We start from the raw sequence: 20,519 nt of genomic DNA on the forward strand, positions 1-20,519 counted from the left end.
GCTTTCTGTCGTCTGTCGGCGGTTCATGAGGATGCCTCACTTCGCCCTGCAGTCACCATGATCTATCTCAATCCTGTCGCCGATCGGCGATGTTGTCGCACCAGCGGCTTCCTATACTTCATGTCACCCGGTTCCCGATTCTGATGTCGAAGCCGGCCTGCCGGATTCGACTCGCCGAAATGGTTTGATCAGGGTTTCTGGAGCACTGGCCCCGCACGGCTTCATGCCTGGTCGGTGTAGTTCGGTCCGTGCTGCATGCCCCGAAGAGCGTGGAACACGGCCACACTTTTGTGGGAGGACGACATGGCTACATACATTCAGTTGGTCAGCTGGACGGATCAGGGTATCCGCAACGCAAAGGACACCATCAAGCGGGCAAAGGCATTCGCGGAGGTCGCGGGTTCAATGGGCGTCAAGGTGAACAGCGTGTTCTGGACGCTCGGTCAGTACGACCTCGTGATTACGGTCGACGCCCCGGACGATGAGACGGTGACCCGCCTCGGATTGATGCTGGGGCAACTGGGCAATGTGCGCACCTCGACCATGCGCGCATTTGGCGAGACCGAAATGGCGCGTATTACCGACGGCCTGAAGTAACCCTTTACTGCCAGCGCCGGCATCAACGGACATCCATTGAGCGGAGATCCGGAGCATTCAGGTAGGCCGGCTTTAGAATGGTTCCTGTCATCGAACGATGTGGCGCCCGATTCCGATGCGCCGCGCACTCCAAACGACCATGAACCACGAACTTTTCCCGGCCTCGGAGCCGATCCAACCCGCGGACCAACCTGAATCCCGGAGGGACGATCAAAGGAATGCTCCAGGGGACACCACCGTCGCCTCGACAACCCTCGACCGCGCGCAGCTCGAGAAACTGCTCGCGGACGCGCCTCGTCCTACGGTCTTCGAAGACTGCGATTTTGAACTGGCCGATCTTTCGCGGCTTGACCTGAGTGGCTGCAAGTTCACACGCTGCTCGTTGGTCGAAGCGTCGTTTTTCGGGGCCACCCTGTCGGGAACCCAGTGGAGTAACTGTCGCGCCAGACAGGCGGACTTTGGCTCGGCCGACCTGCACGACGCCAGCTTTCGCGCCTGCGATTTCAACAACACGAACTGGCGCCGCGCCAAGCTGGCGTCAGTGTCGTTCCGGGAAAGCAAGCTCACCGGGGCTAATTTCGAACAGACGTCGACGCTGGGACTGCAGTTCTTCGAATGTCTGCTGATTGGCGCCGATCTGCGCGGCATCTCGTTCAGGAAAGCGACGCTGGAACGGCTGGATTTCTCCGATGCCGACCTGGGGGGTGCCGACTTTCGCGAGGCGGTCTTCGAGGGCGGCAGCCTGCGCGATGCGAACCTCAAGAATGCGCGCTTTGCGGGCGCCGATCTGCGCGACGCGGACCTGGGCGGCCTGCGGCTCACCGATGCCGCGCAGTTTCAGGGTGCCACCATCTCTCACGCGCAGGCTGCGCTGCTGGTGGCGGAACTCGGATTGCGGGTCGCGTAAGCGCTGGACCTCACGTCAACGTGGAGCGTCGCCTCACTCCGGCGCGCAGTAGACGTCGAACTTGATGAGCTTCGTCGGGCCGAACGTGTTGGTGATCGCGACGTCGGCGGCGTCGCGTCCACGCGCCATCAACACGCGGCCGATGCGCGGCACGTTGTTGCGAGGATCGAACGTCTGCCAGGAGCCGCCCACATACGCTTCGAACCACGCCGCGAAATCCATCGCGCTCCATGGCTCCGGTGTGCCGACATCGCTGATATAGCCGGTGCAGTAGCGCGCCGGGATGTTCATCGCGCGGCACAGCGTCACCGCGAGATGCGCGAAGTCGCGGCATACGCCCTTGCGTTCCTGCCAGGCCTGGAATGCGGTCTTGGTCGGCCGGGCGAAGTCATAGCCAAAGGTGATGTGGCGAAACACGTAGTCGCAGATCGCCTGCACGCGGTCGCGTCCCGGAGGCGATTTCCCGAACAGCTGCCACGCAACGTCAGATAGCAGATCGGTCTCGCAGTAGCGGCTACCGAGCAGGAACACGAGACATTCGTCCGGCAACGCTTCGACCGGGACCTGATAGCCATAGGGCTCGAGTGTCTCGGGACGGTCCGAGATGTTGAGGAGCGCCGTCGTGGACAGCGAAATATACCCCTGGGGCGCGACGATCCTGCTGCACAAATTGCCGAAGCCATCACGGTACTGGGTGATCGGCACAGGCGGATCGACTCTCAGCACGTCGGCGCTCAGAACATCCTGCACGCGGGAATAGTGCGTGTTCAGCATCAACAACATCGGTGTCGGCTGCGCGCACTCGTAGACCAGTTCATAGCCAACGCGGAGTTTCATCGGAACAACCTTGATATGGCGCCGGTGCAGGGTGGGTGTCAGTCGTGTTCATTACGTTGCGGCGATGGGCCAACACCGAGACGGCCGGACGAGCCGTCATTCAATGCGTGAATCAGCAGCTGCGTCACTTGCTGAAAGCTCCCGGTCAAAGCCGGATCGACGCCGTAGCTCGCGGTCAGCAGGGCACCTGGCTCCAGGTAGTCGACGCACACGGGCGCCGTGCCCTCCTGCCAGACCACAGCCTTGAGCGGCAACTCCAGCGCCGCGTGAGGATGGGCGACCATGATCGGCGTGCCGCCTTTCGGGTTGCCGAACAGGATCAGACGGGTAGGGCGCAGGGCTGTGCCAGCCTTTTCCGCGGCGGCGGCCTGGTCGATGTCGGCGAAGATGGTCATGCCGCGAGAGGTCAGCGCCTGCGTAACGCGTTCGACTGTCGCATCGAAATCGAAGCGGCTTTGCAGCTGGACGACGTAGGATGGGGTTGAGTCGGTGGACATGGCGCCAATGACCTCCATAGGGACAGCACGAGATGTAGCCGGCGGAAAGATAGTGGTCCACGGGCTACGGACTGTCAATTTCCCCGCTCCTGCGTGCGCCGTATGAGAGCGAGACCGGATGGCGAGAGCGGCTTTTGCGACGCAACAGGCGCGGCTTCCCGTTCGGGCACGAAGAATGCCTCTGACTGCGGGTCAGGATCCATGGATCAATGAGGACATTATGGAAATCAAATCGACAGCGTGGTTCCCCCTGAACAAGCATGCACCCGTCCGTGATGGCTGGTACGAGGTTCAGCTGGTGAACGGAAACACGGCATTTGCCAAGTTCGGCGACGGCGAGTGGAGCGAAACACCGACGCTAGTTTTTACACACTGGCGTGGTTTGTCTTCCGATCCTGCCAGGTCTGACGAAATGGAAACGATCGACGCGGACGTCACGGCCGCCGAAGGCGTGCGCGCCGCGTGGAACGCGTTCTTTCCGGGACTACGCGACGAGCAGCACAAACATTAAACGAGGTGCTTCGCCAGATACGTGCGCTTGACGGCCATGCGGTGGTCTTGCAACGGACTTGCCATCACCTGCCACGCGCACGCATCAGTTTTGATCCGGCGATGCTACCAGCCCAGAGCGTCGCTGCTTTCCCCACGACCGCCCGCCGCGCAGAAAATGCAGCCAGCCAAGCGTTGCGCCAGCATGCCGTATCAACTGGAAGGTGAACGGTTCCGCAACTGCGGCGGCCATTGCCATCCACAGGCTCGATCCAGCGCGATCGCCGGTCCAGCGCCGGTATAGATGCACGCACCAGAGATAGAACGCCAGGTCGATTGCCGTTTTCAGACCGATTACGCTGAAAATCGACAGCACGATCGCGCCGTGCCCGCCAAAGACGAACCCGAGCAGCAACGCGAACGCCGTCAGCCCGTAGATCGGCTGCATGGTGTCGATTGCCTTGACCGGCAGCATCAGCATGCCTAGCACGCCGTAGCGCGGATTGCCCGTCATGTCGCGATTCCAGTATTGGGTCTGCAAAAAGCCTGCAAACCAGCGCCGGCGTTGCCGAAGGAAACCGCCGAGCGTACCGGGCGCATCCGTGCGCCCATGCGCATTGCCGACCACGCGCACGTCCCAACCGAGCCCGTGGTCCACGGAATGACGACGTAGCCGGTGAATCAACTCGTAGTCTTCCACCAGACATTGCGGATCGAAGCCGCCCACCGTAATCAGCGCGTCGCGTCGGAACGAAGCGAATGCGCCCGAGACCAGCAGCAGGCTGTCGGCACGCATCCACGCAAACCGTGCGATGAAGTTTCGCATGTATTCGTACGTCTGAAACCACTGGAATAGCCGGCCCGACACGGTTTTGCTGCACACCGGCACGAGGATGCCCGCTGCCGCCACCAGTTTCGGACTAGCGGCGAACGCGGCACGCATCGCAGACGTGGCGTCGTCGGCGAGCAGAGTGTCGGCATCGACCGTCATCACCGTTTCGGTTGTCATCTGCACGATCGCGGCATTCAGCGCACGCGCCTTGCCGCCGTGCGGCACACGCAGCCAGTAGAGATTCGGGTGGAGCGAACTCGGCGCGCTCAGCTCGCCCTCGACGGGCGCAGTCAGCCCGAAGCGGCGGGTGAGCAACTCGTGTGTGCCGTCGGTGGAACCGTCGTCGGCGATCACGATCTGTGCGGGACCGTGGGTCTGCTTCAGCAACGCGGCGAGCGTGACGGGCAGGACGGCCGCCTCGTTATGCGATGCGACGATCACGCCCATACCTGGCAGGTCCCGGGCGGCATGCGGGTCCAGAGGGTTCCCGGGCGCTTTCACCGGCCGGACGAGCGGCAACGTTTTCAGCGTGACGAACCCAAGCAGCAGCGTGTCGTAGACGACATAGGCGATACCTGTCGACCACGCTACCACGCCATGCAGAAAGAACGCGCGCGCGAACAGGACGAGCCACAGCACGGCGACGCTGCAATGAATCAGCACGCCGAGGAACGTGGCGGGACGCGGCAGGATGCGCGGCGATGCGAGCGCCAGCGCTTCTTCCAGCACTATCTTTCGACGCTTTGCACAACTGTTCGCAGCCGCTGCGGAACGCGCCGTTTCGACGGGACATTCGACTTCGGTTGTCACGGCACCATCCGCTTCAGGACAGATTGACGGTCGATCCATTGATGTTTCAGCGCACCGCCGATATGCATCGCCAGCAACGCATACAGTGCGTAACCGAGCCACGTATGCAGCGCGCCGAACTGGTCGTGCAGCGGTTCTTTCACGGCGGAGTCGAGATTCATGATGAGACCGATGCGCGGCCAGGGGATCAGGCCGAATAGACTCATTGGATGCGTCGCGGCGTCTTTCCAGGCTGAATCGTGCATCCAGCCGGATAGCGGTAAGCCGATCATCAGCAGATAAAGCAGAAAGTGTGCGACATGGGCCGCGGCGCGTTCCCAGCGCGGAAAATCGCGCGGCAGCGGCGGCGGCCGGTGCGACACCCGCCACAGGATACGCATCAGCGCGAGGCCGAGTACGGTAATGCCGATCGACTTGTGGGTATCAATGACGGGGCGGACCCAGTCGTCCGGCAACGAATCCGCGCTCAGACCTAATATGACGTTGCCGATCATCAACATTGCGATGATCCAGTGAAGAAGCATCGCGGGGCGGGTGTATTGCTGCTGAACCTGTGCCTGCGCGTCGCCTGAGGCATGGGTGTAGCGGGAATTGGCCTGAGTATTCATCGGTAGTTTCGTCTGGTCGGTGTGAGCGTCGATGAAAGCTGTGTGAAAGAGAGTGCGTAGAACCTGCAGTGAGCCCGGCACGTTCTACATGAGAACACTGGGACCCGCTGCTTTATTCCCAGACGTTCGACCAGCGGATTTCCGGATATTTCACTTCGGCGGGCGTGCGGAGCCGAACATCGCGCTTTTTTCAGGCTTTCTGTCATTAATCGGGACGTCGAGCGACTCAATATCACGGGCGCTCCAGCTTCGACGGTTCCGGCATGAAAACGTGCGGAGCGGTATCGAATGACACGCGGGGCGGTCTAAAGGTTCAGGGGGCATGGGTTCATGGGGTCCATGACCCTCGACACTTCCGGATGAATATCATGAAACGCACCAAACGGATTTTCCTCAAGGTATGTGGCCTCGCGGCGCTCACGGGAGGGACTGCCGCATGGCGTCTGTTTCGCGCCGCGCCAGCGTATGCCGCGACGAGCGCGTCCTACGAGGTCACCCATACCGACGCCGAATGGCACAAGTTGCTGACCGACGCGCAGTACCACGTGCTGCGCGAGGCGGGGACGGAGCGTCCCTACAGCAGTCCGTTGAACGACGAGCATCGGATGGGTATTTTTTCCTGCGCGGGGTGCAAACTTGACCTGTTTTCATCGAAGACGAAGTTCAACAGCCACACGGGCTGGCCGAGTTTCTGGCAACCGCTGGACAACGCCGTCGTGACGCAGACGGATACGTCTTTCGGCATGACGCGCGATGAAGTGCATTGCCGTCGCTGCGGCGGACATCTGGGGCATGTGTTCGATGACGGGCCCAAGCCGACGGGTTTGCGGTATTGCATGAACGGCCTTGCGATGACCTTTACACCCAAGGCGGTGTGAAGCGGATGCTTATGACGGGCTTTCCGTTTTCATTTTCCTGCTTCCAGTCAACAACCGGTCCCGCGCCCGGCCGCGGCTTACGCAAAAGTGGCGCCTTGAACGAGGACGTGCATCATGAAGTTTTTGACTCAACCTGCTGGCAAATCGACTCGCTCACGGGTCGTGGCCGTCGCAATTTCGCTGGGACTGTGCACCGTCGCGCTGACGGTGGCAGAGCGGCCAGCGTTGTCCGCCGAATCGGCCGTAGTCATCGCACCTCCTGCCGTGGATGAACCGGCAACGGGCGCGCACACCGAATCGGCGGTACTCGCGGGCGGATGCTTTTGGGGCGTGCAGGGCGTGTTCCAGCACGTGCGCGGCGTGACCAACGTGGTGTCCGGCTATGCGGGCGGCGAGCGCGCCACGGCCGAATACGAAACCGTCAGCACCGGACAGACCGGCCACGCGGAATCTGTGCAGATCACTTACGATCCGTCGCAGATCACCTATGGCCGCCTGCTGCAGGTCTATTTTTCAGTCGCGCATGATCCGACGGAGTTGAACCGCCAGGGGCCGGATTCCGGCACGCAATACCGCTCGGCGATCTTCCCGGCCAACGACATGCAAAAGCGCATCGCGCAAAGCTACATCGCCCAGCTCGACAAGTCGCACGCCTTTCCGGCGCCGATCGTGACGAAGACCGACCCGCTCAAGGCCTTCTATCCCGCAGAGGGGTATCACCAGAACTATCTGACGCTTCATCCCGACTCAATGTACATCGTCATCAACGACATGCCGAAGATAGCGAATCTGAAGCGCCTGTTTCCGGACCTCTATCGCGACAAGCCGGTCCTGGTGTCGACAGCGTCGAAATAAAGACCATGAGGCTGCGGCGGTTCAGATCTCGTCGATGAATTCGTCGAGAAAGCGCCGCGGCCGTTCCTGTCTGAGCTGTGTGAGGCGGCTTCCTGTCGCCGATCGTATGCGCGACTGCGTCAACCCTTGCTGCACTGCCGCCCATCGACGCCAGAATCGGCGTTTTTCCATACCCGCTGAAGATGCGAAGTATCGTGCGAGCCGTCGCCTGGATTCGTGCTCGCGTTGGGCATCATGTCCTCTGCAAGGGTTTGGAACGGGGCGAACGCGGCAGCAACGGTCATAAGTGTGTGATTCCGGTAAGGGGCAAAACCCCCATTTTCACAGGAAGTGTGGGAGGGCACGCACAACGCATCAAGAGCGACCTCAAGCCGGGCGCGTGAGAGCCGATATTCTGGATGACATTACCAAGTGATCCACGCCAGTCATCTGATTGCGGCGAAAGGACTGATCCGCCATGTGCTACGACCTCTATTTTTCTTTTGTGACTCAGGTTGCCCGTCAGGAAATCGAAGCGTGGTTCAGGAAGCGCAGGAACTACGAAATCAACGATAGCGCGGTGTACCGGAACGGCGACACAGGCGTGTATTTCGTCTTTGCATTTGAGCGCGACGAATCGCAGCCAGACGTCCTTAAGCGCATCGCGTTCAATCTGAACTACTTCCGGCCTCACGTATTCGGCCTCGAGGCCGAGCCGGAGGTTCGCGCATTCGTCGAACGATTCAGGCCGCAGATCGAAGATCCCCAAATGAACGGGATGGGCACAGGTCCCTATTCGACGGAAGGGTTCCTTGCGGGCTGGAACCGCGGCAACGCGTTCGGCTATGAGAGCATCCTGCCGCGACAGAAAGCGCAGGCTGCGTGTGTGTCCCTGCCCGAAGCGAAGCTCGAGGCAATCTGGCGCTGGAACCATGCGCTGACCGACGTGCAGTCGGAACTCGGCGAATCGGTGTTTGTGCCACGCATCATGATGTTCAAGGTGGACGGCGCACTGCGCTCAGTCGCTGTGTGGAGCGATGGCATTCCGACCTTGCTGCCTGAAGTCGACACCGTGCTGGTCTATCGCGACGAACTCGCGCCGAGGCCTCTGTTTCGCCAGAAGGTGAAAGACCACTGTCTGATTGGACACGAGCATCTGGATGGCACGCTGGCTGCATTGAGCGACGAGGGCTACGCGCTCAAAGTCCGCATCCCAACGTATGTTCAGGCGCCGAAGAGCGTGCGGTCGTTTGTCGGCGGGCTCAGGAGAACGACGGCCCGCCTGGAAGGCGTGGCCATGGATGGCGTGCTGAGCGAGGAACTGGTCGAGCGGTATCGAGGGTAACGAGGATGGATCGCGGACGCCATGCCGCGGTTGCCTGCGCTGCATACGGCGATGGTTAGTCGTTGTGCGTCAGATACTTGGGGTGAGTGTGCGCAGGATATCCACAGCCTTGCCAACAAAATGTGGGGATAAGTCGAGCGCGCTGCCAGCAACCCTCGAAGGTCGCCGGCAGCGCGTGGCCTCGCCGTTGCGGACGCTGCCGCGAGGCAGGCGAGGCATCAGGCTGTGCCGGTTCAATACCCGCGCCAGCCGTCGTGACGCTCGCGCCATTCATGTTCGCGCCACTCGTCGCGGCGCCATTGACGCTCGCGCCACTCGCGTTCATGCCATTGACGCGTCCGCCAGTCTTCATAGCCGACGTAGCCGACCGGCACAGGAGCGGGCGCGACGTACACAGGCGGCGCGGGCGCATACACCACAGGTCCGGGCACGCCGAGCCCGATAGCGACATCGACATGCGCCGATGCCGCCGATGATGCTGCCAGCACGGCAAGACCAAGTGCTGCTCCAAGGATCTTCTTGTTCATCTGTTTCTCCTTGCACATCGAGTGCGGTGTTGGTGACTACGGCTCGAAGTCTATGAGTCGCCGTCAGACACAGGTGAAACAGCGATGCGTCAATCGTAACCCGACGTAACGGCTATATTGCCCGCTACAGCCCGTGCGGCGGCCTTCTGGCGATGAAGTCGATTTCGACGAGCGCGTCGCGCGCGAGACCGGTTACGCCGATGCAGGTCCTCGCAGGCAGCGCGTCGTTTGGGAAATACGCGCGGTACGTATGGTTCATCGACGCGTAGTCGCGCTTGAACCCGGTCAGGAAAATGCGTGCGGCGACGACATGTTCCAGGCCGAGATCAAGGCCCTGAAGGACGAGTACCAGGTTGTCCATCACGCGTTTTGTCTGAGCGACGACGCCTTCGGGTAGTGGGGCCTGGTCGTCGTCGGGCGAGGTGGGCATCTGGCCCGTGAGGAACACCCAGCCATCGGATTCGGTGGCATGGGAGAAGGGCCCGACGGGCGTCGGTGCCCCTGGCACCATCCAGAATTTGAGGTCGTGGCTCATCGCTGTCTCCGTTGTTGATCGGCAGGTCCTTACGTGGAGCATGCCGCACGTTAGCGCGCCAAAAACCCGGCTGCTGGCGGGGGCCGCCTTAGTTTGAGACGGATATCGATAACCGTTTTGCGTCATGCACTTGCCGCGTGTGCAACCAGGTTGTCCACAGCCTTGTGAACAATAAGTGGGGATAAGTCCAACGGCGACGGGCTGGACGGGGCCGCTGTAACGGAACGTCATTTCCCGCATGCTACGATGGCTCGCAACGTGATTCAGGACGGACTGGCAATGGCAACCCTCTACGACTTGCTCGGTGTGCACGAAAACGCCACCGCGGATGAAATCAAGCGCGCATACAGGAAGGCGGCGATGCGGTGGCATCCCGACCGCAACGCCGGCCGTGAGGATGCCGCACGCGCCGCGTTTCAGGAAATCAAGGATGCGTACGCCATTCTTTCCGATGCGTCGCAACGTCAGATCTATGACGCGGTTTTCGCCGAGCAGATGCGCGGCTGGGAGAGCACGCGGCAGCAGGCCGAACGCGAACAGGCCGAACGCGAGGCCGCCGCCCGGGCTGCCGCCGAGGCTGCCTATGCCGAAATGGTCGCGCTGGCGATGCGCTTTGCCGAAGAGAGCTACAACCGCGATGTGGTGTTCGGCGTGCTGATCGGACACGACTGCGAGGTTCAGCAGGCGGCCCAGATCGCCGATAGCGTGCTGGCCCTCCATGCGTCGCGGCAAGCCGCCGTCGCGCCTGCGGCTTCGGTCGCTGAGGTATCGCAGGAGCCGGCGACCGCTTCCGCGACGGGCGACGCTCATCCGCACAAGGCTTTCGCGAATCCCATCGGGACCCTGTGGTATCAGTTTCTGAGCGGACTGCGGCTTTGATCGGGCAGCGATGCCCGGGTCATGGATGACATGCATCGAGATCCAGTTAGCGCTACGGTGACTAAAGGCGGGTTTTCAAGTCTGAACGTTCTTGATCGTCTCACTCATATGACGTAGTGCGGCGGGTTTCGATTCGTCTGCAGGAATGCTCGCGCAGCGGGCGTGCGACGTCTCACGTTAACTCGCATCCGCATCAGGAGACGCCAGGTGAACATCGATTTCCACTATGGCGTGGTGTACATCGTCGCGCGTGTCGGCGGTTTGCCAGCCGGGCAGGCCTTGACGGTAGCCCACGCCTGCCAGTACGTCGACGACGCGACCACACCGGGAATCCTGCGGTTTTCCGGGGGCGAGATCTTTGAGCGCTTCGCGACCGCTCACAAGCTCTTCGACTATTCCAATACGGAAGATGACAAGAACCGCCTTGTGTGGACGCCATTCCATTTCCTGCCCGCCGGCGAGGGCGATACGTTGAAAGAACGGGCGGTGTGCCGTCCCGATAGCAGCGTTGCGCGCGATGTGGTTCGACGCGCGATTCGACAAAGGCAGGCGGATAACGCGCTACATCGCCTTGGCGTGACGCTGCACAGCTACGTCGATACCTGGGCGCATCAGGGGTTTTCCGGAATCGAAAGCGACCTCAACCGCGTTAAGAGCCTGAATGCCGAGAACTGCACCCATCAAAAGTGGCTGTCGCATCTTGAGCAGATGACCCGGCATCTCATCGAAGATATCCAGCGTGACGTGCTGGCGAGGGCATTGCCCTTGGGCCACGGCGCTGCACTGCACTATCCCGACCTGCCTTCGGCAAAGTGGAGCTACGTCGACGGCAAAGGCGATCTGATTGAGAGGAGCAATCCCGAAGAGTTCATCAGCGCGGCCGATATGGCATGCCGCGCCGTTCAGTCATTCGTCGAGGGACGAGAAGATTTCGAGTCTCAAGCGGGGCTGCCGGCGGATGTAAAGGCAGCGCTTTATAAGCTGCTTGCAAATAACAATAACGACGACGAGCTGCTACGGCTTCGCAAAGTGTGCGAGTCCGTGCTGGAAGGTACGATACCCGGCCTGAAGGAGCGCATTCCCGACTATGTCGCCAAGGGAGTCGATTCCTGGAAATTCATCGCGACGGGCTTGCAGTCCGATGACGACGGTGACTTTCCGCCGGCATGGACGCCTGCCTTTGAAAATAGCGATTACCGGCGCTTTCATGATGCAGTGAAAGAGCACCGCTTTGTCGTCACGCAGGAGATCCTGCCCGCTCACGGATTGCGTATCGCCTGAACCTCTCAGACGGCGAGTAGCGGCGGCGCTATCTGCACTCGATGGCGCGCAGCACTTTATTACCGGGTCTTTCTCATTCAAAGCCAGGCTTCAAGGGAATTCGCTTTAACTTCGTGGGCCTTAAAGCAGAATGCCTTATTGGTCTGCGCGAGCGAGCCGTAAGCAGGTCTTATCAGGCTGGACACAACGCACATTGACACGAATCCGTTGCGTCAAGGCGCCATTAATTCGATGATTTTCTGTTACCTAAGCGTTACCCGTGGCATAGTGCGTCCATTCAACCCAAAAAGGAGGCGCATATGGCCACGCTCGAACAGATTCAGGCACGCATGAAGAAGCTTCAGGTTCAGGCCGAAGCTCTCATCGCCAGACGCGCACAGGCCGCCCTTGACCAGATTCGCGAGCTCATGCTTAAGCATGGCTTGACGACACAGGACATCGAGGCAAAGGCAAAAGCCCGCAGGGAGCGCGTAAAGGCCGCAAGCGGACGCATTGTCAACGGCAAGGTTAAGGCTGCGGCGACCAAGGGCAAGTTGCCGCCTAAGTACCGTGATCCAAAGTCGGGCGCTACCTGGAGTGGCCATGCCCGGCCCCCGGCCTGGATCAAGAACGTCAAGGACAGGTCAAAATTCCTGATTGATGCCGCAAGCGCTGCGGCCGATACGGCAGTTGTTGCCAAGGCGAAAGTTGCCACAAAGAAGAGCGCTGCAAAGAAGAGCGCGGTGAAGAAAGTGGCAGCGAAGAAAGTTGCTTCAGCCAAAAAGGCTGCAGCCGGAAAGAGCGCGGCTGGCAAACCGATGGCGAAACAGCCCGCTGCGAAGAAAGGTCCCTCGACAGCAGCAGTCAAGGCAAAAGGCAGGAAGCCTGCCGTGAAGAAGGCCGCTGGCGGCAAGTTTTCGGGCTCGGTGGAGGCGGCTGCCACCTCGGTGGCCTGACCTGCGTCGTCCTGTATGCGGCGCGTCCACCTGAAGGGCGCGCCGTGCAACGCCCCTTTATGTATGGTCGCCGCCTGAACCACGACCTTCCGGTCGCAGGTAAGCGGGTGCTCCTGACCAGGCAAGGCGGCCGCATAGCGCAGTTACCCGCACGCGCTGAAGTCACGATTCGTAACATCTCCCGCATAGCGCCGTCGATAGCCTCCCTTGCCATGATTTTAAGGCTGGCTTAATTGTTTACGGCGACCATCGCTCAGTCCCTGTTGAGCCGCTAGCCCACCGGCGGCGCTTTCATCCAACGCGCGCATTTCACGGGGCGGTCGAAGTGAAACGATGCGTAGCCAAACGGAGGTCGACGATGGTTCAGGACGATGTGCGGAAACAGTTACGTGCGATGTCCAGCGCACAGCGCGGTTTTGCGACCCAGACATGCACGATATCCGAGGCGTTTGAGCCGCCCTGGGGGCGTCCGTACCGCGTCGTCGAATGGTCGCTGCCGACCGAGCCGGACGCGTGTCGACGTGTCGTTCCGGCGGAGAGCACGGCCGCGGAGATCATTGCAACGCTTTTGTCCCATGTGCCCGGCCGGCGTATCCGGCAATTGGGCGAAGAGATCTAGTGCAGTGTTCCGTTCTGTTTGGAACTTAAGCGCGAGTTGGCTCGAATGACCTTCTGCAGGATGTCGCGCGCGGTCTTGGTCCAGATGAATGGCTTGGGGTCGGTGTTGTGATGGGCGACGTATTCGCCGATGGCGGTCACGAGTTCGGGCACGCTGGTGAACACGCCGCGGCGCAACCGGTTCTCGGAGATGTCTCGGAAGAACCGCTCGACCATGTTCAGCCACGACGCCGAGGTCGGTGTGAAGTGCATGTTGAACCTCGGGTGCCTGGCCAGCCACTCCTGTACCGCCGGGTGCTTGTGCGTGGCGTAGTTGTCGGCAATCAGGTGCAGCGTCTTGCCCTTGGGCGTTTGGCGATCAATCTGGCGCAAGAACTTCAGCCACTCGGCATGAGTGTGTCGCTGCTGGCATTGGCCGATCACTTGCCCATCGAGCACGTTGAGCGCTGCAAACAGCGTGGTCGTGCCGTGGCGTTTGTAGTCGTGCGTCATCGTCTGCGCACGCCCCTTCTTCAGAGGTAAGCCAGGCTGCGTCCTGTCCAGCGCCTGTACCTGGCTCTTCTCGTCGCAGCACAGCACCAGGGCGTGCTCGGGCGGAGACATGTACAGGCCCACGATGTCTTCGAGCTTCTCAACGAATTTTGGGTCGCGCGATACCTTGAAGCCTCGAACGATGTGCGGTTTCAGCCCATTGGCTTGCCAATGCCGCATCACGGTGCTGGCGCTGACGCCCAGCTCGGCAGCCATCTTGCGCGTGCTCCAGTGCGTGGCTGCCATGGGCTTGCTTTGCGTGGTCAGTTCAACCAGCTTCTGAACGTCTACCTTCAATGGCGGGGCGCCGCGCGGCAAGTCGCGTTCGATGCCTTCAAGGCCAGACTCAACATAGCGCTCGCGCCAGCGCGAAACCTGCACGCGACCAATGCCCAGTTGCTCAGCGATGTCCTTGTTCTGCAGGCCCTGTGCGGCCAGTAGAACAATTCGTGCGCGCTGCGACAGACGCACGCTCGTCCGCTTGGAACGAACGAGCTTGGTCAACTCGGCTTCCTGCTCCTCGCTCAACACAACAACCGGCGCAACTCGCAATTGTTTTCTCCAATCCAAACCGAAGTAGAGCATTGGAGCGACACAATTCATTTAAGTTCCACCAAGAATCGAACGATACACTAGATTGTGAAAAGCAGATGGCCCGCAAAAGCGGGCCATCTGCTTTGACACGAGCGTTTCGGCGGGTTACAGCGGCTGGATGTTCGCGGCCTGCTTGCCCTTCGGCCCCTGCTTCACTTCGAAGCTCACTTTCTGGTTTTCCTGCAGCGACTTGAAGCCGCTTCCCTGGACTTCAGAGAAATGTGCGAAGAGGTCTTCGCCACCGCCGTCCGGCGTGATGAAGCCAAAACCCTTTGCATCGTTGAACCACTTCACAATACCTGTTGCCATTTTTAATCCAGTAAATGTTTTGCGTTTTTCGCGGGCGCCGTGTTTCACAAACCGTGTTTTACAGCCTGTCGCACAGCACGACAGAATCGCGAAGCGTGAGTTGTACCACGCCTTTGTGACAGACGCCAATCAGCATGTTTACGGGTAGTGCGCAGTCCGCATTTGCGCCGTCTTTCTGCCCGAGGACGGGAAGAGGGGCACAGTAGGGTACACTGCGCCTCACTTTCCAGGAACTACATGACAGATTATCGGCAGGAAGAACTAACCTCATTCTGGGGGCGGTTGACCCCTTACCTCGCAATACTTGAGTCGAAACACAAAGGCGGCGCGGAGCCCATCGGACGCGTGACGATCGACACGGACGACCAGCAGGCCTTCGTACTTCACACGACCGATCTAAAGGCCTTCGACGACACGTCGGACACGCCCACGGGGCAAAGCGCAACGTACTCGCGCTTCAGGGTTGAAGGCACCGGCTGGGGACCTTGGCTCGGAAAGGCTTATCAGTAGGTCTTGCAGACATCAACTTCCGACGAAACGCAGCGCGTGGGCCGCTACTCTACGCTGCGCGGTTTAGCCTGTCTGGGAGCAAAGCTTCTTAGCGTCACTTCCTCGCGGCTTTCATCGGCAGGCCGCGCTCCGCGCACTCTGCCCGGAGGTTTGCCCGCAGGCTGCCACGACGGCTCGACAGGGTATCCGCGTCGCTGCCATGCATCCAGCCCGCCCTTCAGCGCGCGTATCCGTTTGAAGCCCTTGCGGTACATCTGTTCGGTGATTTCCCTTGCAGCCGCATCGTTCGGGCAGACGCAGTAGACAACGATGTCGTGCGCGAGCAGCGCGTCGTTCACCCTGTCGGGCGAACCCAGATCCAGAGGTAAGGCGCCGGGTATTTGTCGTGACTGCTGATTTCGAACGGCTTCCGGCCGTGCGTCCAGAATGACGGGTGGCGAAGCTGAACGCATCATCGTCTGAAGCTGTTCGGGTGAGATCCCTGCGCGCGCAGGCCAACGCCGGAACTGCGGTGCCGTGCGTAGTGAGTATCGCATGGGGTAGGACAGGCGCGGAGCGTCCATTCGGCACTACGGTAGGTTCGGAATATTCGACAGGCGGGTCGAAGCGTTCGAGCCCCGCATGCGGCGAGCGGCGCGCGCACTGTCGCGATCCACATGAATCGCGTCGCCGACGGATCGCCGCACGGGATGACAGGACGGGCGCACCCGCCAGACCACAATGCCGGGCAAGACCGCAATTCGATTTCCTTTTCGTAGTGGCGGGCCCGGCGGATCCACAGGATCTCACTGACTGACTTTTGCCTGTTTGGCGGTATCGTCAGGCGACATCGTTTTTGCACCTGTATCGGTTTCCCATGCGCTGCCGGTGATCTTGCCGGGCATCGCGGTCCACGGACTCGAAACAGGGTCGCCGTGGTAGGTCATGCCTGCCGTCGCGGCGCCGTGAGCGTTTCCGCCACCCGTTCCTCCCTGTCCGTTTCCTCCACCTTGTGCGAATGCAGCCGTCGAAAGGAAGACGGGCAAAGCGGCAGCGCAGGCCAGCATGACTTTAAACGTGACCATTTCCATGATGCTTCTCCGGCGAACCTCGCGCAAACATGCGTCAAGGTTGATACGCCGCCAGGGCAGGGCTCGTTGCGCGGCGGCGAAGCGCAGCGAGGCCCCTGAAGACAGAAGAAACGTCTACTTGATCGCGTTGCGGGAGGTACCGTCCAGCCGTCTTTCGATGCCCGAAATGACAGCGCAGTGCGGCAAGCTAACCTCTGGCTTCATGGGAGGTGCAGGCTTATTTCGGCATCAACACCTTGTCGACCACCATGATGACGCCGTTGCTTTGGAAGACGTCGTAGGTGGAAATGGCGGCGGTATGTCCGGCTGCATCCGCGACGACGATGTTGTGCGGGCCGTTTTCGGAGAACGTGAGTGTCTCGCCGTTGACCGTCTTCAGCTCGGCTTTGCCGCCGCCGGCTTTGATCGCCTGGTCCAGTTTGCGAAAGTCATAGCGCCCGGGGAGGACGTGATAGGTCAGGATGCTGGTCAGCGTTGCCTTGTTTTCAGGCTTGACGAGGCTTTCGACCGTGCCCGGCGGCAATGCTGCAAACGCTTCATTAGTCGGCGCGAAGACGGTAAACGGACCAGCGCCTTTCAGTGTGTCCACAAGGCCCGCTGCTTTGACCGCCGCGACTAGCGTCGTGTGGTCGGCAGAGTTCACCGCGTTATCTACGATGTCTTTCGTGGGGTACATCGCCTGTCCGCCCACCACCACCGCCTCGCCGGCCGCGAAGGCGCTGGACATGGCGATCGATAACGCGACGGCAGAGCATAGGGTCGAGATTTTCATTGCAGATCTCCTGAAGATGCAACGCGTGATTGCGCTGCCCTGACCGCATATACGGGGGATGTGGAGACCTGGATGCAGTAGAAACACAGACGGCTTGTTGCGGAGGTGGCCGGCGCCACCGGCCCGCCACTCCCTCTATGTGTTCGTGGCGGGCGCCGGCAAAAATTGCCTCAGGGGTTGGCGATTTCCACGTTTCCCGCCATATCGCTCTTGACCTGGGGCGGCCCCGCGAAGCGGTTGCGCACGCCAAGGCCATACCAGCAGAGGGCCATCACGGCGATCAGCATCAGGCTGATGTACAGCACCTTCTGGTTGGGCGGTTGAATCCCGACATACACAAGCACCGCGCCACCCAGCACCGCAAGCAGCGCAATCGGTTTCGACCACATGCCGAGGTTGAACGGTCCCTTGCGCACCCACGTCTTGCCTTCCGCGCCAAGTCCAGCCGCGACAGGCATCACGTACGACACATACAGGAACACCGCGCTGCCGGTCGAGAGCACCGCAAACGCGTCGCCATAAAGCGTCGCCGCGATGGCGAGGATCGCTGAAGTCCAGATTGCAGCGCCCGGCGTGCAATGCCTGTCGTTGACTTTCTTCAGCCAGTTCGATGCCGGCAATCCGCCGTCGCGGGCAAAGGCGTACATCATCCGCGAGCACGAGGTCAGGCACGCAAGGCCGCACAGATAGTTCGACAGGAAAATGCCGATACCAAGCGGCACGCGCAACCACGTCGGCAAGGTGCCCAGCAGCGCGTTGAAGAAGCCGCCGCCAGCCTTGACGCCTTCCTTGATGTCCGGCATCACGAGCAGGAACGCGCAGACCATGATGTAGCCGAACAACGCCGACCACCACACCGAACGCAACATACCCTTCGGTACGTTGCGCGCGGCATTGTGCGTTTCTTCGGAGGTGTGCGCCGAGGCGTCGAATCCCGTGATGGTGTAGATCGTCAGCAACAAGCCGGAAAGAAACGCTGCAAACATGCCTTGCTTAGGCCATGCACCGCCGTCGAAGCCTGTGAAGTTGGTGAAGTCGACAAGCCGGCCAAAATCGAAGGGCGTCTTTGAAAAGCCGAGCAGCGCAAGCGTCAGTATCACGGCGATCGCGAAGATCAGATAGCCCGAGATATCGGTCAGGAGCGTCGTGATCTTGATGCCGCTGTGGTTAAGCCATGCCTGGCTAAGCGTTACCGCCGCAATGAACGCGGTCTGATGCCAGAACGTCAGCGAGTCGGGATTAATACCGAGAAGCGGCGCAATCAGGGTTTTGAAGAACGGATCGTAGACGCCAAAATTCACCGACGCGACCACGAAAATCAAACCCAGCAGATTGAACCACGCCGTCGCCCAGCCCCAGCCCTTGTTACCGAGAATCGAGCTCCAGTGGTAAAGGCCGCCGGCCGTCGGATAGGACGAAGCAATCTGCGCCATCGAAGCCGCGACGACCATCGCGAAGAGTGCGCCCACCGGCCAGCCGATGCCGATCGACGCACCACCAGCAGCGCTCAGTGCCTGCGGAAAGGCGGTGATGCCGCCCGCGAGGATACAGATGATCGAAAACGAAATCGCGAAGTTCGAAAAGCCGCTCATGCGGCGGGCGAGCTCCTGCCTGTAGCCCATGCTTTGCAGTTGCCTTGCGTCATGATCAAGCGCGGCTAGATCGCCGGCCTTATAGACTGGTTCCATGATTTTCCTCTTGCCAGGTTGGACTGCAAAGGTTGAAGAACAAGAAAGCACACCGGCGAAAACGACCGGAGCGCGGAACACCATTGCTGCGGACTAACGACACGGGCACTCGCTGTCGTCGCCGTCGAATCATCCCGGGGACGCTACGCGAGCATCACTCGAACTTCGCCATGACATGACGCACGCAGGTGTAGTCCTCAAGTGCGTAGACCGACATGTCCTTGCCATAGCCCGAGCGCTTCATCCCACCGTGCGGCATTTCGCTGACCAGCATGAAATGCGTGTTGATCCATGTGCAGCCGTACTGCAATTCAGACGCGACCTTGTACGCCTTGCTGACGTCGTGGGTCCACACGGAGCTCGCGAGCCCGAAGTCCGAGTCGTTGGCCCATGCGATCGCCTGCTCGGTGTCGTCGAAGCGGGTCACCGAGACCACGGGACCAAACACCTCGCGCCGCACGATTTCGTCTGTCTGCTGTGCTCCCGCAATGACCGTGGGCTCATAGAAGAAGCCGCGTGAACTGGCTGCCTTGCCGCCTGTCGTGACTTCGATATGGCTCTGGCTCGCGGCCCGCTCGACGAAACTGGCTACGCGGTTTCTCTGGCGCTCCGAAATGAGCGGGCCCATTTCGACGCCTTCCATGTGCTGCTCGCCAAAGCGGATCGTGCTGACCGCGCTGGAAAGATCCGCGACGAGCTTCTCGTAGATCCTGGGTCCTGCGTACACGCGACAGGCGGCAGTGCAGTCCTGCCCGGCGTTGTAGTAACCAAACGTGCGGAGTCCTTCGACGACCTGCACGAGGTCGGCATCGTCGAAGACGATTACCGGCGCCTTGCCGCCCAGCTCCAGATGGGTACGCTTGACCGACCGCGATGCCGCCTCAAGAATTCTTTGGCCGGTCGAGATATCGCCGGTAATCGAGATCATGCGCACTTGAGGCTGCGCGATCAGTGGCGCGCCGACCGTTTCGCCGCGCCCGATGACAACATTGATGACGCCAGCCGGGAAAATCGTCGCGATGAGCTCGGCAAGCTTGAGTGTGGTGAGCGGCGTCTGCTCGGACGGCTTCAGCACCACGGTATTGCCGGCCGAAACGGCTGGCGCAAGCTTCCATGCGGCCATCATCAGCGGGTAGTTCCACGGCGCGATCGACGCCACTACCCCAAGCGGATCGCGTCGCACCATGCTGGTATAACCTGGCAAATATTCGCCGGCAAGCTGACCGTGCTGCGTGCGGCACGCGCCTGCAAAGAAACGGAACACGTCGGCGACAGCGGGGATTTCGTCGTTGAGGGCGGCCAGATAAGGCTTGCCGCAGTTTAGCGATTCAAGCCGTGCGAATTCGGTCGAGCACGCCTCGATGGCGTCGGCGAGCTTGAGCAGCAGGTTGGCCCGATCCCTGGGCACGGTCCTCGCCCACGCGGGGAAGGCCCGGTTCGCGGCGTTGACAGCCGCCTGCACCTGTTCCACCGAGGCCTCGGCGATACGCGCGATGGTGTCTCCGGTCGCCGGGTTTAGAACGTCTTCGACTGCGCCTTCACCGGGAACGAAGTCGCCGCCGATCAGGAGGCTGGTCTGCACGGTGTGTTCCATCTATCTGTCTCTCTTGACGGGTGAAATGAGTGCCGCGCCCGC

Annotated in this window: 24 protein-coding genes; 11 read left to right on the forward strand and 13 right to left on the reverse strand. The window is 60.8% G+C overall.

Going from position 1 to position 20,519, the window contains the following annotated elements; translation table 11 throughout:
* Positions 1-303 precede the first annotated feature (303 nt).
* Both B0G77_RS31125 and B0G77_RS31130 read left to right on the forward strand, forming a co-directional pair.
* The gene (locus B0G77_RS31125) at positions 304-597 is read left to right on the forward strand and encodes a GYD domain-containing protein (protein WP_133665717.1); all 294 of its coding nucleotides are present in this window, start codon (positions 304-306) and stop codon (positions 595-597) included.
* A 139-nt stretch (positions 598-736) separates the two neighbouring features.
* Entirely contained in the window at positions 737-1,504 is a 768-nt protein-coding gene (locus B0G77_RS31130) for a pentapeptide repeat-containing protein (RefSeq protein ID WP_133665718.1), read from the forward strand.
* Positions 1,505-1,537: 33 nt separating this feature from the next.
* On the opposite strand, the gene B0G77_RS31135 is transcribed toward B0G77_RS31130, so the two are convergent.
* Positions 1,538-2,341 (reverse strand): transglutaminase family protein, encoded by an 804-nt coding sequence (locus tag B0G77_RS31135; protein WP_133665719.1) that lies wholly within the window; start codon positions 2,339-2,341, stop codon positions 1,538-1,540.
* 38 nt (positions 2,342-2,379) lie between these two features.
* Positions 2,380-2,838 (reverse strand): DUF302 domain-containing protein, encoded by a 459-nt coding sequence (locus B0G77_RS31140; protein ID WP_133665720.1) that lies wholly within the window; start codon positions 2,836-2,838, stop codon positions 2,380-2,382.
* Positions 2,839-3,058: 220 nt separating this feature from the next.
* Between B0G77_RS31140 and B0G77_RS31145 the strand changes: the two genes are divergently transcribed.
* Positions 3,059-3,349 (forward strand): hypothetical protein, encoded by a 291-nt coding sequence (locus tag B0G77_RS31145; protein ID WP_133665721.1) that lies wholly within the window; start codon positions 3,059-3,061, stop codon positions 3,347-3,349.
* A gap of 84 nt (positions 3,350-3,433) precedes the next feature.
* Here the strand turns inward: B0G77_RS31145 and B0G77_RS31150 are convergent, their stop codons facing one another.
* Both B0G77_RS31150 and B0G77_RS31155 read right to left on the reverse strand, forming a co-directional pair.
* On the reverse strand, positions 3,434-4,888 hold the full coding sequence (locus B0G77_RS31150) for a glycosyltransferase family 2 protein (protein WP_243751410.1): 1,455 nt from the start codon (positions 4,886-4,888) through the stop codon (positions 3,434-3,436).
* A 77-nt stretch (positions 4,889-4,965) separates the two neighbouring features.
* Entirely contained in the window at positions 4,966-5,577 is a 612-nt protein-coding gene (locus B0G77_RS31155) for a cytochrome b (RefSeq protein WP_133665723.1), read from the reverse strand.
* 368 nt (positions 5,578-5,945) lie between these two features.
* Here B0G77_RS31155 and msrB point away from each other — a divergent pair, with 368 nt between their 5' ends.
* The 3 genes from msrB to B0G77_RS31175 all read left to right on the forward strand — a co-directional run bounded on the left by msrB (position 5,946) and on the right by B0G77_RS31175 (position 8,634).
* Positions 5,946-6,455, forward strand: a complete 510-nt coding sequence (msrB, locus tag B0G77_RS31160) for a peptide-methionine (R)-S-oxide reductase MsrB (protein WP_133665724.1) — start codon at positions 5,946-5,948, stop codon at positions 6,453-6,455.
* Positions 6,456-6,569: 114 nt separating this feature from the next.
* Complete coding sequence (msrA, locus tag B0G77_RS31165; protein WP_133665725.1) at positions 6,570-7,310, forward strand: peptide-methionine (S)-S-oxide reductase MsrA; 741 nt, start codon at positions 6,570-6,572, stop codon at positions 7,308-7,310.
* Positions 7,311-7,767: 457 nt separating this feature from the next.
* Positions 7,768-8,634 (forward strand): hypothetical protein, encoded by an 867-nt coding sequence (locus B0G77_RS31175; RefSeq protein WP_133665726.1) that lies wholly within the window; start codon positions 7,768-7,770, stop codon positions 8,632-8,634.
* Between the two features lie 233 nt (positions 8,635-8,867).
* Here B0G77_RS31175 and B0G77_RS31180 read toward each other — a convergent pair whose 3' ends face one another.
* Positions 8,868-9,161 carry a hypothetical protein gene (locus B0G77_RS31180; protein ID WP_133665727.1) on the reverse strand — a complete coding sequence of 98 codons (294 nt, stop codon included), beginning with the start codon at positions 9,159-9,161 and terminating at the stop codon, positions 8,868-8,870.
* A 124-nt stretch (positions 9,162-9,285) separates the two neighbouring features.
* Positions 9,286-9,696 carry a RidA family protein gene (locus B0G77_RS31185; RefSeq protein WP_133665728.1) on the reverse strand — a complete coding sequence of 137 codons (411 nt, stop codon included), beginning with the start codon at positions 9,694-9,696 and terminating at the stop codon, positions 9,286-9,288.
* A 279-nt stretch (positions 9,697-9,975) separates the two neighbouring features.
* Here B0G77_RS31185 and B0G77_RS31190 point away from each other — a divergent pair, with 279 nt between their 5' ends.
* The 4 genes from B0G77_RS31190 to B0G77_RS31205 all read left to right on the forward strand — a co-directional run bounded on the left by B0G77_RS31190 (position 9,976) and on the right by B0G77_RS31205 (position 13,410).
* Entirely contained in the window at positions 9,976-10,575 is a 600-nt protein-coding gene (locus B0G77_RS31190) for a J domain-containing protein (RefSeq protein WP_208116568.1), read from the forward strand.
* A 207-nt stretch (positions 10,576-10,782) separates the two neighbouring features.
* Complete coding sequence (locus B0G77_RS31195) at positions 10,783-11,856, forward strand: DUF6765 family protein (protein ID WP_133665730.1); 1,074 nt, start codon at positions 10,783-10,785, stop codon at positions 11,854-11,856.
* A 299-nt stretch (positions 11,857-12,155) separates the two neighbouring features.
* On the forward strand, positions 12,156-12,791 hold the full coding sequence (locus B0G77_RS31200) for an H-NS histone family protein (protein ID WP_133665731.1): 636 nt from the start codon (positions 12,156-12,158) through the stop codon (positions 12,789-12,791).
* 358 nt (positions 12,792-13,149) lie between these two features.
* Positions 13,150-13,410, forward strand: a complete 261-nt coding sequence (locus B0G77_RS31205; protein WP_133665732.1) for a DUF2866 domain-containing protein — start codon at positions 13,150-13,152, stop codon at positions 13,408-13,410.
* Here the strand turns inward: B0G77_RS31205 and B0G77_RS31210 are convergent.
* Both B0G77_RS31210 and B0G77_RS31215 read right to left on the reverse strand, forming a co-directional pair.
* Positions 13,407-14,492: an IS630 family transposase gene (locus tag B0G77_RS31210; protein ID WP_133666955.1), complete on the reverse strand. Its 1,086-nt coding sequence runs from the start codon at positions 14,490-14,492 to the stop codon at positions 13,407-13,409. The genes B0G77_RS31205 and B0G77_RS31210 overlap by 4 nt on opposite strands.
* 147 nt (positions 14,493-14,639) lie before the next feature.
* Positions 14,640-14,843, reverse strand: a complete 204-nt coding sequence (locus B0G77_RS31215) for a cold-shock protein (RefSeq protein ID WP_133665733.1) — start codon at positions 14,841-14,843, stop codon at positions 14,640-14,642.
* Positions 14,844-15,080: 237 nt separating this feature from the next.
* On the opposite strand from B0G77_RS31215, the gene B0G77_RS31220 reads away from it, so the two are divergent.
* Positions 15,081-15,353 carry a hypothetical protein gene (locus tag B0G77_RS31220; RefSeq protein ID WP_133665734.1) on the forward strand — a complete coding sequence of 91 codons (273 nt, stop codon included), beginning with the start codon at positions 15,081-15,083 and terminating at the stop codon, positions 15,351-15,353.
* Between the two features lie 44 nt (positions 15,354-15,397).
* Here the strand turns inward: B0G77_RS31220 and B0G77_RS31225 are convergent, their stop codons facing one another.
* The 5 genes from B0G77_RS31225 to B0G77_RS31245 all read right to left on the reverse strand — a co-directional run bounded on the left by B0G77_RS31225 (position 15,398) and on the right by B0G77_RS31245 (position 20,477).
* A complete protein-coding gene (locus B0G77_RS31225) occupies positions 15,398-15,916 on the reverse strand; it encodes a rhodanese-like domain-containing protein (protein WP_133665735.1) in 519 nt (172 codons plus the stop codon).
* A 222-nt stretch (positions 15,917-16,138) separates the two neighbouring features.
* Positions 16,139-16,417, reverse strand: coding sequence for a hypothetical protein (locus B0G77_RS31230; RefSeq protein WP_243751411.1), 279 nt, complete (start codon positions 16,415-16,417; stop codon positions 16,139-16,141).
* Between the two features lie 223 nt (positions 16,418-16,640).
* Positions 16,641-17,195 (reverse strand): fasciclin domain-containing protein, encoded by a 555-nt coding sequence (locus tag B0G77_RS31235; protein WP_133665737.1) that lies wholly within the window; start codon positions 17,193-17,195, stop codon positions 16,641-16,643.
* 170 nt (positions 17,196-17,365) lie between these two features.
* Positions 17,366-18,883: an amino acid permease gene (locus B0G77_RS31240; RefSeq protein WP_133665738.1), complete on the reverse strand. Its 1,518-nt coding sequence runs from the start codon at positions 18,881-18,883 to the stop codon at positions 17,366-17,368.
* A 154-nt stretch (positions 18,884-19,037) separates the two neighbouring features.
* Positions 19,038-20,477: a gamma-aminobutyraldehyde dehydrogenase gene (locus B0G77_RS31245; protein ID WP_133665739.1), complete on the reverse strand. Its 1,440-nt coding sequence runs from the start codon at positions 20,475-20,477 to the stop codon at positions 19,038-19,040.
* Positions 20,478-20,519: the final 42 nt, after the last annotated feature.

This window comes from Paraburkholderia sp. BL10I2N1, assembly GCF_004361815.1.
In the GTDB taxonomy this organism is placed as follows: domain Bacteria; phylum Pseudomonadota; class Gammaproteobacteria; order Burkholderiales; family Burkholderiaceae; genus Paraburkholderia.